A 14,577-nucleotide genomic window follows, 5' to 3' on the forward strand; every position below is an offset into this window, starting at 1 on the left:
ATCAAGAATGGCCATTGTCCCTATCACTGCAATAGCCAACCTTGATTCGCCGCCCTGCCCGCCCGGGCCTATTCTTCAACCATGAATCGAACATGGATTGAGGAGCAACAACATGGGCAAACGTCACCCCAACCTTCCCGCGTGGCAATGGCGCGCATACCCGGCCAATCATCAGCACCCGACCAATCTGGTGTTGCACCTGATCGCCGTGCCGCTGTTCATCGTTGCGTTTCTGTTGATCGTCTCGGGCGTGTTCAGCCTGAGTCTGGCGAGCGTGGCGATTGGCGTGATCGGGATCGTCGCGGCGCTGGGTCTGCAGCGCCACGGCCACAGCCTGGAGGCGCAAGCCTCCGAGCCGTTCAGTGATCGCAAGGACGCCGTATCGCGCCTGCTGGTCGAGCAGTTTCTGACCTTCCCGCGGTTCTTTCTCAGTGGCGGCTGGTATCGCGCCTGGCGTGAACGCCATCGCCGTCATTGAGTCAGGCGAAGATCGTCACCGTTTGCCGGCTCATGGCGATCAGCTCACCCTGGGCGCTCCACAGCTTGGCAGCAACGTGGCCGTAGCCGTCGGCGGCATACTCGATGTCCGCCAGATATTGGCACCAGTCCAGCGTGCTCAAGTCGTGTAATGGCTGAACGAATTCGATGGTCCAGGTCAGCGTGCTGCCCGGTGCCGGTTTCTTCAGGTACGGCAACAGCGCGGGCGGCCAGGCATCGACCAGCGCCAGCAGATGCGCTTCGTTGACCGGTTCTTCCTTCACATCCCCACGCAAGCGCACCCAACCGCCCATCAGCCGCGACTGATTACCAGTGAACGGCATACCGCCGACACTCCAGCGCATCGCCAGATGGCGCATGAACTCCGGGGTCACACCTTTGATGTACGGCAACTCCTGGCAGTCGTCCCAATGCTTCATCTCGGGCGCCGGATAGGCTTCAACCGCCACTTCCGAGGGGCGCGAAGCACCGAAGCTGCCTTGCACCATCGTCACCACCTGGCCGTTCTGCACGGCGCGTCCCAGCACTTGAATGACCGCTTTGCCTTCGCGCAGCACCTCGACCTCGAAGCTCACCGGCACCTCGGGCTCGACCGGGCCGACAAAACTGATGGCCAGCGAACGCACCGGCCGATCGGTGGGTACCTTGGTGCGCATCACTTCAAATTGCAGCGCGGCAACCAATCCGCCAAAACTGGCCCGGCCCTGGCCCCACTCGGCCGGAATGGTGACCTCCGGTTGACGACGGACAGCATCGATCAGATCGCAAAAGCGCATGGGAACCTCGGACACGAAAAAGGGAATGACCGGATCTTAACCAGCGCGGCAGAGCGGCGCAGCGTCCATTCCGGTCAAAGAGACTGACAGATAAGACAGCGCGCCGAGCTGAAGAGGGTTTCAGGACTTGAAGCAGGCGGCGCTGAGTTTCTCCAGCACCCGGTCCGCCTTGCTTTCGGCCTTGATCATGGTTGCCTGCCAGGTGGCGACGCAGGGTTGCAGATCCGCCTCCTGTTCGGCCTTCGCCAGCCATTGCCAGCAATCGTGCCAGTCACCCAGCGCGCCCTGTGCGGACTTCAGACGCACCAACGCGGGTTTCGGCAGGCGATCGAGTTCGGGATAGGCCTCGATGCCGTAACGCACACGCTTGATCAGCAGGCGCAGGCGATGACGGTCGTGGGCCGGATCGTGCAGCGCCACGTCGAGATTCTTCCATTGTTTGCCCAGGCGTTTTTCGATGCGTTTGTCCAGGTCATTGAGCAATCCCTGACGCTGGGACGCCCGCAGGAAACGCGGAAACGCGTCGAGGATCATCAGCAGCGAAGCCACTTCCGCACTCGCCGCCAATGCCGGATAAGCCTCGGCCATCTGCGCCATGCGCCGCTGCGCGGCCTCAGGTTGACCATGTTCGAGCAGGTACGCCGCCAGCACCTCGCGGTCGCGCCATGGCGTGGTCAGTTGCCCGACGCCGGCCGCCGCGACTTCCAGTTGCTCGACACCGGGCAAACCGCGCAACGGCCGCAAAAGGCTGCGCAAGCGGCGCACGGTGGTTCGCAGATCATGCAGCGCCTCAGGGTCGGTCCGAGCGGTCAAACGTGCCTGACAGGCCAGCAGCCTGACTTCCAGGCTCAGGACATGAGCCACCAACCGATCAACCAACGCAGACATTACTTGCTCCTGAATTCAATGACGCTGCATGAGTGTGCACCTGCGCAAGGCACCCGCACTTGCGCTACGTCAGCAGCTTAGCGCCCGGCACGGGATTCGCGAATGTAGAAACGCGCCTTCTCGGCTTTTCTGCTGCAACCCTCGAATCCCTCGAATTGCTGCTGAGTCTTGGCCGCTGTCAGCAACGACAGGGCCTTGGAGTAACTGACCGTGCCGGCGAAACCTTCGGCCTTGGCCAGATCCAGTTCATGCCACGCCGCGTCGAGCTGGCTGCCGCAGCTGTCGCGGTAGGCGGTCTTGCCGGCGCAACCGGCCAATGCCAGGGCAATCAAGGGCACACAGATCCAGGCTTTCATCACTTACACCTCAAAGATAGGTCAACAGTCGTGCAGTTAAGACGGTTCGGCGGCGAAAAAGTGCCTTGTGCCCCGTGAATCCACCGCACTGCGAAAGATAACGCCAGCGGGTCATGAAGTATCGAAATAACGACGCAACTGCCACCCCGAGCGACCGTGACGATTGTAGCCCGGCCCTCGATGGGTGCATTGTGGAAACCTGTCGGGAGGAAGTCTGATGAAAAAGCGTGTCGCACTGGTGCTGGGCTCCGGTGGCGCCCGGGGCTATGCCCATATCGGGGTCATCGAAGAGATTGAACGGCGTGGTTACGACATCGCCTGTATTGCCGGTTGTTCGATGGGCGCCGTGGTCGGCGGGATCTATGCCGCCGGCAAACTCGACGAGTACCGCAACTGGATCGAAAGCCTGGATTATCTCGACGTGCTGCGTCTGGTGGACGTGAGTTTCCGACTCGGCGCGATCCGTGGCGAAAAGGTCTTCGGCCAGATCCGCAAGATCGTCGGCGAGATCAACATCGAAGACCTGCGCATCCCCTACACGGCGGTGGCCGCCGACCTCACCAATCAACAGGAAATCTGGTTTCAGGAAGGTTGCCTGCATCAGGCGATGCGCGCCTCGGCGGCGATTCCCAGCCTGTTCACGCCCGTCATGCAAGGCAACCGGATGCTGGTGGATGGCGGGATTCTCAACCCGCTGCCGATCGTGCCGGTGGTGTCGAGCCACTGCGATCTGATCATCGCGGTCAACCTCAACTCGACCAACCAGCGTCATTACAAATTGCCGGTGATACAGCGTCCCGCGGCGTTTCGCACACGCTTCGACAGCCTGATCAGTTCGCTGGGATCGAAGATGCCGTTCCGCCGCAAACAGGCCGAGCAATTGCTGTTGCTGGAACAGGAAGCACTGCGCGCCGAAGCGGCGGAAATCAATCCGTGGGTCGAAGGCGCGGAGCCTGAAACCCAGCAACCGGCCGCCGCCCCCGAACGCGACGGCGCCCCGAAATCCGCCACCGGTTCGTTCATCATCGATAACGTCGGGCCGGCGTCATTGCTGGACTTGATCAACCAGAGTTTCGAGGTGATGCAGACCTCGCTGGCGCAGTACAAGATCGCCGGGTATCCGCCGGACATCCTGATCAACGTGCCGAAGCGGGTCTGCCGGTTCTTCGAGTTCTACAAGGCGCCGGAGCTGATCGCATTGGGCCGCGAGATCGCCCGGGACACCCTCGACCGCTACGAGAGTGAACAGAACTAAAGGCTGTTCTCGTTCAACAACCGATAACCAACGCCGGCCTCGGTCACGATGAATCGTGGCCGGGTCGGATCGTCCGCCAGTTTCTGCCGCAGATGCCCTACCACGATCCGCAGATAGTGACTGTCCTCGGTGTGGGTCGGGCCCCAGATGTCCTTGAGCAATTGCTGCTGGGTGATCACCCGTCCCGGGTGCCGTGCCAGTTGCGCCAGCACGGCGTACTCCTTGCGGGTCAGGGCGACTTCGACGCCGTCGAGCAGCACCCGGCGGTAGGCCAGGTCCACCGTCAGCGGGCCAAACACCAGCGCCGCTTGCTGCGCTTCTCCGGCCGGCGCCTGGCGCAACAACGCGCGGACCCGAGCGAGAAACTCCTGAATACCGAACGGTTTGGTCACGTAGTCATTGGCGCCGCCATCCAGCGCCTGGACCTTTTGCCCCTCACTGGCGCGCACCGACAGCACCAGCACCGGCGCCGTAGCCCACTCGCGAAACTCGCGCAAAACTTGTTGGCCGTCCATGTCCGGCAGGCCGAGGTCGAGCACCAACAGGTCAGGTTTGTTCAGCGCAGCCTGAGCCAGGCCTTCGGCACCGGTGCCGGCCTCCAGCACTTTGTAGCCTTGGGAAACGAGGCTGATGCGCAGGAACTTGCGGATCTGCGGTTCATCATCGATGACCAAAATGGTCGCGGTCTGAGTCATGAGTTCACATCAACACAAAAGAGTGGCAAAAGAGTAGCGCAGCGCGGATCAGGCTTCACCGTCCATCCCCGGTTGCGCCTGCAAAGGCAGGTGCAGGGTGATGCAGGTGCCGTGTCCGTCGATACCGTCGCCGACACTGATCCGCCCGCCATGGGCACCGACCATGCCCTGACAGATCGCCAGCCCCAGGCCGGTTCCCTGCCCGCCACGATCCCCCCGGGCGGCGGTGTAGAACATGTCGAAAATCTTCGCCCGCTCATCGACCGGAATCCCCGGCCCTTCATCGCTGACCGAGAAAAACACTTCGCTGTCATCCGCCCCGGCACGCAATTGCAGACGGCCGTGGGACGGCGAAAACCGCGCGGCGTTTTCCAGCACGTTGACCAGCGCCTGTTCGATCAACGCGGCATGGACGAACAGCAGCGGCAACTCGGCCGGCACATCCGTGCTCACTTGCAACGATGACAGCACCGCCCGCAGACGATTGAGCGCGCTGCCGACGATGTCCGCTGGCGACACCCAGTCCCGCGCCAGTTTCAGGGCACCGTGACCGAGGCGAGTCATGTCCAGCAGGTTCTGAATGTAACGGTCGAGACGCTCGGCTTCATCGCGAGTGCCTTCGAGCAACTCGCGGCGATCCTCCAGCGGGATCGCTTCGCCGAGGGCCAGCAGGCTGTCGATACTGCCGCGCATCGACGTCAGCGGCGTGCGCAGATCGTGTGACACCGAGGCCAGCAAGGCACTGCGCAATTGTTCGGTTTCGCCGTGCAGACGCGCGGCTTCCAGGTCATCGGCCAGTTGCGCCCGGGCCAATGCCTGGGCCAGCGGCTGGCTCAGCGCGGTCAACAAGCGGCGGCGTTGCCCACTCAAGGTCTGGCCTTCTTTGGCACACACACCGAGCAGCGCCAGCGGCCCGTCTTCCACCGACAGCGGCCACCACCACCAGCGACCGAACGGCAACGTGCCGGTGCCCATGCCCGCCGGTTGATCGTGTTGCCAGGCCCAGTCGGCGGCGGCGCGTTCCGCTTCGGTGAATTGCAACGGCCCGCCGGTCTCGACTTTCCAGCCGCCCTGACCATCACGATTGAGCAGGCACAATTGCAGATCGCTCCAGCCATTGAGGTGCTGGGCGGCTGCGCTGACCACGGCCTGACGGTCGGTGGCGGCAGTGAGTTTGCGCGACAGGTCGAGCAACTCGGTGGTCTCTTCCTGGGTATCGCGCAACGCCTGCAATTGCCGACGCTGACGCGCCGCCAGATTGCCGGTGAGCGCCGCCATCAGCAGGAAGAACAGCAAAGTCAGTACGTCTTCTTCGCGCTGGATAGCGAAGGAAAAATTCGGCGGGATGAACAGAAAGTCATAGGTCAGAAACGACAGTGCCGCACAAGCCAGCGACGGCCCAAGGCTGCTGCGCACCGCCACCAGCAATACTGCGGCGAGGAACACCAGCGAGATGTTCGGCAACGGCAATACGCTGGACACCGCCCACGCCAGCGCACTGGCCAGAATGGTCGCCACCAGCGCCAGCGCATAGTCGAACCACACCAGATCCGGCGCCGTCCGCAGGCGTGCCGAATGTTGTTTGTGATCGCTGTCCAGCACGTTGATTTCCAGACCGTGGGACTGACGCAACAAACGCGCCGCCAGACCACCGCCAAACAAACGCCGGCGCAGGCTCGGCCGCGACTGGCCGACCAGCACCAGACTTGCCCGGCGCTCGGTGGCGTGCTGGATCAAGGTCTTCGCCACTTCGCCGGCCCGCAACAACACCACTTCGCCGCCAAGCCGCTCGGCCAGTTGCTGGGCGCTTTGCAGGCGCAGGCGTGTTTGTTCATCGCGCACGCTGCCGTTATCGACGTGCACCAGACTCCACGGCAAATGCCGACGCTGGGCGACGCGACTGGCATGACGCACCAGCCGTTCGGCATCGGCATTGCCGTCGACCCCGACCAGCAAACGTCCGCGCACCGCCGGCGCAGCCTGGCCGAGCTGGCGATAGCCCTGGGCAAGATCGTTATCGACCTGCGCCGCGGCGGTCTGCATCGCCAGTTCACGCAGTGCGGTGAGGTTGGTCTGGGTAAAAAACGCATCGATCGCGGCCCGTGCCTGTTCCGGCACGTAGACCTTGCCCTCGCGCAAGCGCTCGAGCAGCTCCCGAGGCGGCAGGTCGATCAGCAGCAGTTCGTAGGCTTCCTGCAGCACCCAGTCCGGCAGGGTTTCGCGCACCTGCACACCGGTGATGCCGCGCACCTGATCGTTGAGGCTTTCCAGGTGCTGGACGTTGACCGTGGTGTAGACGTCTATGCCGGCGGCGAGCAATTCCTGAATGTCCTGCCAGCGTTTGGCGTGACGGCTGCCGGGGGCGTTGCTGTGGGCCAGTTCATCGACCAGCACCAGTTTCGGTTTTGCTGCGAGCAGGCCGTCGAGGTCCATTTCCTCCAGCGTCACGCCACGATATTCCGAACGCACAAGCGGCAGTTGCGGCAAGCCGCCGAGCAGCGCTTCGGTTTCGGCGCGGCCGTGGGTTTCGACCACGCCGGCGATGACTTTCACGCCCTGACGCAACTGGCTGTGAGCCGCCTGCAACATCGCGTAGGTCTTGCCCACGCCCGGCGCGGCGCCGAGAAAAACCTTGAGCCGGCCACGGCCGTCGCGGGGCAGGTCTGCTAACAGCGCATCGGCGCGGCCGGAGTCACTCATGCTTGAAGGTCTCTTCCTGATTGATTCATTACAACTTTTCCAGCGCCATGTTCAGCGCCAGCACATTCACCACCGGCGGGCCCACCAGCGGCTGTTCGATGTGTGCGTCCAGCAACTGCTGCAGAGTCGCCACCGGCACATTGCGCGCTGCCGCAACACGCGCCAGTTGATAGGCAATCGCGGCCGGTGGCAAGTGCGGATCGAGACCGCTGCCGGACGTGGTCAACAGCGCCAATGGCACCGGGCCCTGACCGGGCACCTGCAACTTGTTGGCGTCATCGATCACCCGGGTGGCCAACGCCGGATTGCTCGGCGCCAGGTTACTCGCGCTGCTCGAAACGGTGGCAAAGGCACCGGCCGAAGGACGTGGATGGAACCACGCATCGCCGACAAAGTCCTGGGCAATCAGTGATGAGCCGCGTACCTTGCCTTCGGCGTCGTGCACCAGACTGCCGTTGGCCTGCTCGGGGAATGCGACTTGTGCGACGCCGGTGACTACCAACGGATAGGCAACGCCGGTGACCAGGGTCATCAGCACCAGCAGGCTCAGGGCCGGACGGATCATTGTGGACATTTCAGACTCCTCGAATTCGTGCTTGAAGCGGTGTGCCCGGCACACCGCTGTTCAGGTTCAAACCAGATGCAACGCCGTCAACAGCATGTCGATCGCCTTGATCCCCACGAACGGCACCAGAATCCCGCCCAGGCCATAGATCAGCAGGTTGCGGCGCAGCAGCGCCGCCGCACTCGCGGCCTGCACCCGCACGCCGCGCAGGGCCAACGGAATCAGCACGACGATGATCAGAGCGTTAAAGACGATGGCCGACAGGATCGCGCTCTGCGGACTGCTCAGGTGCATGATGTTCAGCACACCCAGTTGCGGGTAGATCGCAGCGAACAGCGCCGGCAGGATCGCGAAGTACTTGGCCACGTCGTTGGCGATGGAAAAGGTCGTCAGCGCACCACGGGTCACCAGCAATTCCTTGCCGATCTGCACCACGTCCAGCAGCTTGGTCGGATCGCTGTCGAGGTCGACCATGTTGGCCGCTTCGCGCGCCGCCTGAGTGCCGTCGTTCATCGCCATGCCGACGTCAGCCTGGGCCAGCGCCGGGGCATCGTTGGCGCCGTCACCGCACATGGCGACCAGGCGACCGTCGTTCTGCTCGTGACGGATGCGCGCCAGTTTTTTCTCCGGTGTGGCTTCGGCCAGCACGTCGTCGACGCCTGCTTCAGCGGCAATCGCGGCAGCGGTCAGCGGGTTGTCGCCGGTGACCATCACCGTGCGAATCCCCAGCTTGCGCAGCTCGGCGAAACGCTCGCGGATACCCGGCTTGACCACGTCTTTCAGATGAATCGCACCGAGCAGTTTGCCGTCGGCGCAGACCAGCAACGGCGTGCCACCGCTCTGGGCGATCTTGTCGATTTCACGGGACAGGCTCGGGGCCAGATCCGAACGTTGTTGACCGATAAACCCCAGCAACGAATCCACTGCACCTTTGCGGAATACGCGGCCCTGATAGTCGACACCGGACAAGCGGGTTTCCGCGCTGAACGGCACGGCGGTCAATACCTCCAGCGCAGGTTCCGCTTGCGGATGCAGGCCACGCAGGTACTCGACGATGGACTTGCCTTCGGCGGTTTCATCGGCAAGCGATGCGAACAGCGCGCCTTCGGCCAACTCGCGGCCGCTTACGCCGGGAGCGGCATACACCGCGCTGCAACGACGGTTGCCGAAGGTGATGGTGCCGGTCTTGTCCAGCAGCAACACGTGCACGTCACCCGCCGCTTCCACTGCACGACCAGACTTGGCAATCACGTTCAGGCGCACCAGACGATCCATCCCGGCGATACCGATCGCCGACAGCAGACCGCCGATGGTGGTCGGAATCAGCGTGACCAACAGCGCCACCAGGAACACCAGCGGCAGGCTGCCATTGGCAAAGTGGGCGAACGGTTGCAGGGTCACGACCACCAGCAGGAAGATCAGGGTCAGGCCGATCAGCAGGATGTCCAGCGCCACTTCGTTCGGGGTCTTCTGGCGTTTGGCGCCTTCAACCAGCGCGATCATGCGATCCAGAGTCGACTCACCAGGGTTAGCGGTGATTTTCACCATCAGCCAGTCAGACACCAGACGCGTGTTGCCGGTGACGGCGGAACGGTCGCCACCGGACTCGCGGATCACTGGCGCCGATTCACCGGTAATCGCGGCTTCGTTGACCGCCGCGATGCCTTCGATGACCTCGCCGTCACCGGGGATCATTTCCCCGGCCTCGACGCGCACCACATCGCCCTTGCGCAGGCTGGCGGCCGGCACTACCTGGAAACTGCCGTTGGCCAGTTTGCGACGGGCGCTCAGGCCTTCGCTGCCGGCCTTGAGGCTGTCGGCGCGGGCCTTGCCACGACCTTCGGCCAGCGCTTCGGCGAAGTTGGCGAACAGCACGGTGAACCACAGCCACAGGGCAATTTGCGCCGCGACGAAGGTCGGCACGACGTTGTCCGGAATGAAGCACAACACGGTAGTGAAGATCGCCGTCAGTTCGACCACCAGCATCACTGGCGAGCGCACCAGTTGGCGCGGGTCGAGCTTGACGAACGCTTGCACCAGCGCCGGACGCCACAGGGCGCTGATCGCGGTTTTGGGCGCTTCTGCCGACTTGGCAGCTACCGCAGGTTTTGAAGCTGGAACATGCATATTCATGATGGATTCCTTAGAAGCCCATGCTCAGGTGTTCGGCAATCGGGCCGAGCGCCAGGGTCGGCAAGAAGGTCAGGCCGCCCACCAGCAAAATGGTCACGGTCAACAGGGTCACGAACAGCGGGCCGTGGGTCGGGAAGCTGTTCTGGCCGATAGGTGCGGTTTTCTTCATCGCCAGGCTGCCGGCCAGGGCCAGTACCGGGAGGATGTAACCGAAGCGACCGATCAACATGCCCAGACCCAGCATCAGGTTATGGAACGGTGTGTTGGCACTCAGGCCACCGAACGCCGAACCGTTGTTGGCGCTGGCCGAGGTGTAGGCGTACAGCAACTGGCTGAAACCATGGGGGCCAGGGTTGCTGATGGTCGCCGCCGGGCCAGGCAGTGCAGCGGCAATCGCGCCCAGCACCAGCACGCCGACCGGCATCACCAGCAAGGTCACGACCAGCAATTGCACTTCGCGGGCCTGGAGTTTCTTGCCGAGGTATTCCGGGGTGCGGCCGATCATCAGGCCGGCGAGGAATACCGCGATCAGCACGTTCAGCAACATGCCGTAGAGCCCGGCACCGACACCGCCGAAGATCACCTCGCCGACCATCATGTTGACCAGCGCGACCATGCCGCTAAGCGGGTTGAGGCTGTCATGCATGCCGTTGACCGAACCGTTCGAGGCCGCGGTGGTGGTCACCGACCACAGCACGGTGGCGGTGGTGCCGAAGCGCGATTCCTTGCCTTCCAGCGGCGCGGTCTGTTCGACGGCCACGTTGTTCAGCGCAGGGTTCGGCTGATACTCGGCCCACAGCGAAGTGGCGCCGCCGATCAGGAACAGCGCGAGCATGCAACCGATGATGGCGCGGCTCTGACGCAGGTCCTTCACGTAATGGCCGAAGGTGAACACCAGCGCGACCGGGATCAGGATGATCGAGGTGACTTCAAACAGGTTGCTCCACGCGGTCGGGTTCTCGAACGGATGCGCCGAGTTGACGCCGAAGAAACCACCGCCGTTGGTGCCCAGTTGCTTGATTGCAATCTGGCTGGCCGCCGGGCCGAGCGGGATCACTTGATCGACGCCTTGCATCGTCACCGCATTCACATATTGCGCGAAGGTCTGCGGGACGCCCTGCCACACCAGGTACAGCGCCAGCAGCAGGCACAGCGGCAGCAGGCCGTAGAGAGTGGCGCGGGTCATGTCGGCCCAGAAGTTGCCCAAGGTCTTGGTCGATTTGCGACCGATGCCACGGCACAGCGCAACCAGTACCGCGAGGCCGGTGGCGGCGCTGACGAAGTTCTGCACGGTGAGGCCGACCATCTGGCTCAGGTAGCTGAGGGTCGCTTCACCGCTGTAGGACTGCCAGTTGGTGTTGGTCATGAAACTGACGGCGGTGTTGAACGCTTGCGTCCACTCCTGGCCCGGCAGGTTTTGCGGGTTCAGCGGCAGGTGATCCTGGAACAACAGGATCGCGAACAGCAGCAGGAAACCCGCGAGGTTGAACGCCAGCAGCGCCAGCGTGTACTTCTGCCAGCTCTGTTCGTCCTGCGGATTGACCCCGGCCACGCGATAACAGCCGCGCTCGACCGGGCCGAGAATCGGCGTCAGCCAAGTGCGCTGACCTTCCATTACCTTGTAGTAGAAGCGCCCGAGGAACGGCGCCGGCAGCAACACCAACGCGAAAAACGCGAGGATCTGCCAATAGTCATAACTGTGCATAGCCGCTCCTAGTTCCGGTCCGCGCGCAACAGCGCAACCAACAGATAAATGAACAGCCCCACTGCCAGCAGCAGGGACACCCCGTCCAGAACGCTCATGGAAGATCTCCGTGTTACGGCGTATTGCCGCGTGTGGAGGCATTGTCGGAAAGGAGGCTGTAAAGGAACGAGACCGAGGGTGCGCGCGGGGCATAAAGAAAGCGTAAAGAGTGGGTTTATGCCTTCTTTACGACGGTATCCGGTGGGCGGCGCACCTGCCTGGCGCACAGAAATGTGCGCTATCGAGTCGCGAACATCCCCGATACGACAGCTTTCAACGCATTACGACCCGCCAATACAAAATGGCACGCCCACTGCACACGCCCTCCCCCGAGCTTTCCAAACCGTTCAGGGAGCAAAGGCATGAACACACAACTCAAACCCACGCTGGGCACGTTGCATCTGTGGGGTATCGCGGTGGGGCTGGTGATTTCCGGGGAGTACTTCGGCTGGAGTTACGGCTGGGGCGTTGCGGGAACACTGGGCTTTCTGGTGACGTCATTCATGGTCGCGACCATGTACACCTGCTTCATTTTCAGCTTCACCGAACTGACCACAGCGATTCCTCACGCGGGCGGGCCGTTCGCCTACAGTCGCCGGGCGTTCGGTGAAAAAGGCGGATTGATCGCAGGCCTGGCGACGCTGATCGAATTCGTCTTCGCCCCGCCCGCGATTGCGTTGGCAATCGGTGCCTATCTGAACGTGCAGTTTCCGGCCCTCGATCCGAAACACGCAGCGGTCGGCGCTTACATCGTCTTCATGGGGCTGAACATCCTCGGTGTGAAACTGGCAGCGACCTTCGAGTTGATCGTCTGCGTGCTGGCCGTCGCCGAGTTGCTGGTGTTCATGGGCGTGGTTGCACCGGCCTTCAGCTTCAGCAACTTCGCGCTCAATGGCTGGGCCGGCTCGGACGTTTTCGGCGCACCGGCAATTGCCGGGATGTTCGCGGCGATTCCGTTTGCGATCTGGTTCTTCCTTGCCATCGAAGGCGCGGCCATGGCCGCCGAAGAAGCCAAGGATCCGAAACGCACGATTCCCAAGGCCTACATCAGCGGCATTCTGACCCTGGTGCTGCTGGCGATGGGCGTGATGTTCTTTGCCGGCGGCGTCGGCGACTGGCGCACCCTGTCGAACATCAACGATCCGTTGCCGCAGGCGATGAAAGCGGTGGTCGGCGACAATTCCGGCTGGTTGCACATGCTGGTGTGGATCGGCCTGTTCGGTCTGGTGGCGAGTTTCCACGGGATCATTCTTGGTTACTCGCGGCAGTTTTTCGCCCTCGCCCGCGCCGGTTACCTGCCAGCCTCGCTGGCGAAGCTGTCGCGTTTCCAGACGCCGCACCGGGCGATCATCGCCGGCGGAATCATCGGCATTGCCGCCATTTACAGCGACGGCCTGATCAACCTCGGCGGCATGACCCTCACTGCCGCAATGATCACCATGGCCGTGTTCGGCGCCATCGTGATGTACATCATGAGCATGCTCAGTCTGTTCAAGCTGCGCAAAACCGAACCGAATCTGGAGCGGACTTTCCGTGCGCCGTGCTACCCGCTGATCCCGTTCATCGCGCTGGTGCTGGCGGTGGTGTGCCTGGTGGCGATGGCCTGGTTCAACGCACTGATCGGACTGATCTTCCTCGGTTTCATGGCGGTCGGATTCGGCTATTTCCTGCTCACTGGCCAGTTGCGCGCGAACGCGCCGGCCGATGCGATGCTGACCGGTCAATAGAAGCTGTGCGGGTGTACCGGGCATAACCGGCCTAGAATGGAACCACTGCGATTTTCCATCGCTCAAACGTGGTAAGCAGCATCGCCCGGCGAAATCCTCGCCCGGCGACCTGCCATTAAGGAGAGCCGCTATGCCCTGGTATGCCTGGTTGATTCTGGTCGTTGCAATCGGCTCGATCGTGGGGGGTCTGATGATGCTGCGTGACACCGCCAACAAGGTCGAACTGACCGAGGAACAACGTCAACGCGTCGCGCAACGCAATGCCGAAGCGGACGTCAAGGACGCGCAGGACCGCTGAACGAAAAACCCCGCCTGAATCGGCGGGGTTTGTTTTTCTATTGCGGTTACTTTTCCCAGTCAGCCTTGGCAATGTGCAAGCCATGCAGGCCTTTGTACGCCGCACGTTCTGGCTGGCTCCAGCCTTCGAGCAGCGAATCCTCCAGGCGATAGATTTCCACACCCAGCGGACGGCACACACTCAACGGATCCTGCGCATCCGGCCCCCACATCGCCAGCGACAGATCACCGCCAGGACAGGTCGATAACGCACACAGCAAGTCGATTTCCGCAAAGAACTCCAGATAGTCACCCTTCTGCGCCGGACAAGCTTTCATGAAGTACAGGTCATCGTGGTTAAGGCCCGTGCACTGGAAGATATTGAGCACGTCATGCACGTCGAACTCGGTCAGACCGTGCGGTAGCACGGCGCGGGTCAGGTTGGAGTGGCAGTGATGATGAAAGTCTTCGCCGGTGAGCATTTTGTTCACATAGGGATCGCAGCGCGTACCGAGCAAATCGTGCAGGCGCCCGCCGTGCTCGTCGATGCCATAACCGGCCAGGCTGTCATCGGTGATGGTGACCATTGGCCGCAGAAAAGGCAGGTTCGACCAGAGGCGATCGTGGGTGCTGACATGGGCGCCCTGCAGTTGCCGGGTCCGGGCCGCCCACATCCGTTCGCGCGGATCGTGGGCATTCCACACATTGAAGTCGCCCACCTGCGGCCCCAACGGTGTGGTGACACGAAACACATGCCCCGCCGGAACGTGCCAGGCGCGGCCGGTACGGATCGGCACTTCGAATTGCTCGATCAGGGTCCGCGCAGCCTTCTGGTCGCGAATCCGCTCGTAAAACGGCGCATTGACCTGCAAGGCCGAGCCCTTACTGACTTGATAGGCGGCCGGATAGTCTTTGTACATGGTTCTCCTGCTCCTTCGGTGATGGCAACTTCGTGAGCTGCAAC

The 14,577-nt window shown here is 62.6% G+C and carries 14 protein-coding genes; 4 read left to right on the top strand and 10 right to left on the bottom strand.

Features of this window, described 5'->3' with window-relative positions; genetic code table 11:
* Positions 1-112 precede the first annotated feature (112 nt).
* Positions 113-478, top strand: coding sequence for an Mpo1-like protein (locus tag AC1RR7_RS25390; RefSeq protein ID WP_085730565.1), 366 nt, complete (start codon positions 113-115; stop codon positions 476-478).
* Position 479: 1 nt separating this feature from the next.
* Here AC1RR7_RS25390 and AC1RR7_RS25395 read toward each other — a convergent pair whose 3' ends face one another.
* From AC1RR7_RS25395 to AC1RR7_RS25405, 3 genes are all read right to left on the bottom strand, one after another.
* Positions 480-1,274, bottom strand: a complete 795-nt coding sequence (locus AC1RR7_RS25395) for an acyl-CoA thioesterase (protein WP_192558646.1) — start codon at positions 1,272-1,274, stop codon at positions 480-482.
* 120 nt (positions 1,275-1,394) lie between these two features.
* Entirely contained in the window at positions 1,395-2,162 is a 768-nt protein-coding gene (locus tag AC1RR7_RS25400; RefSeq protein WP_493158670.1) for a CHAD domain-containing protein, read from the bottom strand.
* Positions 2,163-2,239: 77 nt separating this feature from the next.
* Positions 2,240-2,518 (bottom strand): hypothetical protein, encoded by a 279-nt coding sequence (locus AC1RR7_RS25405; RefSeq protein WP_096821053.1) that lies wholly within the window; start codon positions 2,516-2,518, stop codon positions 2,240-2,242.
* 217 nt (positions 2,519-2,735) lie between these two features.
* On the opposite strand from AC1RR7_RS25405, the gene AC1RR7_RS25410 reads away from it, so the two are divergent.
* Positions 2,736-3,773: a patatin-like phospholipase family protein gene (locus AC1RR7_RS25410; protein ID WP_096821052.1), complete on the top strand. Its 1,038-nt coding sequence runs from the start codon at positions 2,736-2,738 to the stop codon at positions 3,771-3,773.
* Here AC1RR7_RS25410 and AC1RR7_RS25415 read toward each other — a convergent pair.
* From AC1RR7_RS25415 to kdpF, 6 genes are read right to left on the bottom strand one after another with little or no spacing between them, the layout of a single operon-like run.
* Complete coding sequence (locus tag AC1RR7_RS25415) at positions 3,770-4,468, bottom strand: response regulator (RefSeq protein ID WP_102620456.1); 699 nt, start codon at positions 4,466-4,468, stop codon at positions 3,770-3,772. The two genes, AC1RR7_RS25410 and AC1RR7_RS25415, sit on opposite strands and share 4 nt — an antisense overlap.
* Positions 4,469-4,516: 48 nt before the next feature.
* A complete protein-coding gene (locus tag AC1RR7_RS25420) occupies positions 4,517-7,168 on the bottom strand; it encodes a DUF4118 domain-containing protein (protein WP_493158671.1) in 2,652 nt (883 codons plus the stop codon).
* A gap of 28 nt (positions 7,169-7,196) precedes the next feature.
* Positions 7,197-7,742, bottom strand: a complete 546-nt coding sequence (gene kdpC / locus AC1RR7_RS25425; RefSeq protein ID WP_096821049.1) for a potassium-transporting ATPase subunit KdpC — start codon at positions 7,740-7,742, stop codon at positions 7,197-7,199.
* A gap of 57 nt (positions 7,743-7,799) precedes the next feature.
* Positions 7,800-9,866, bottom strand: a complete 2,067-nt coding sequence (gene kdpB, locus AC1RR7_RS25430) for a potassium-transporting ATPase subunit KdpB (protein ID WP_096821048.1) — start codon at positions 9,864-9,866, stop codon at positions 7,800-7,802.
* 10 nt (positions 9,867-9,876) lie between these two features.
* Positions 9,877-11,571 (bottom strand): potassium-transporting ATPase subunit KdpA, encoded by a 1,695-nt coding sequence (gene kdpA / locus AC1RR7_RS25435; protein ID WP_096821047.1) that lies wholly within the window; start codon positions 11,569-11,571, stop codon positions 9,877-9,879.
* Between the two features lie 8 nt (positions 11,572-11,579).
* Positions 11,580-11,669 carry a K(+)-transporting ATPase subunit F gene (gene kdpF, locus AC1RR7_RS25440; RefSeq protein ID WP_007899818.1) on the bottom strand — a complete coding sequence of 30 codons (90 nt, stop codon included), beginning with the start codon at positions 11,667-11,669 and terminating at the stop codon, positions 11,580-11,582.
* 303 nt (positions 11,670-11,972) lie between these two features.
* On the opposite strand from kdpF, the gene eat reads away from it, so the two are divergent.
* A complete protein-coding gene (gene eat / locus AC1RR7_RS25445) occupies positions 11,973-13,337 on the top strand; it encodes an ethanolamine permease (RefSeq protein WP_102620459.1) in 1,365 nt (454 codons plus the stop codon).
* A gap of 130 nt (positions 13,338-13,467) precedes the next feature.
* The gene (locus tag AC1RR7_RS25450) at positions 13,468-13,635 is read left to right on the top strand and encodes a DUF2897 family protein (protein ID WP_102620460.1); all 168 of its coding nucleotides are present in this window, start codon (positions 13,468-13,470) and stop codon (positions 13,633-13,635) included.
* A gap of 46 nt (positions 13,636-13,681) precedes the next feature.
* Here AC1RR7_RS25450 and AC1RR7_RS25455 read toward each other — a convergent pair whose 3' ends face one another.
* Positions 13,682-14,533 carry an urea carboxylase-associated family protein gene (locus tag AC1RR7_RS25455; protein WP_493158672.1) on the bottom strand — a complete coding sequence of 284 codons (852 nt, stop codon included), beginning with the start codon at positions 14,531-14,533 and terminating at the stop codon, positions 13,682-13,684.
* Positions 14,534-14,577: the final 44 nt, after the last annotated feature.

It is taken from the genome of Pseudomonas sp. GW821-FHT11G12, from assembly GCF_058808055.1.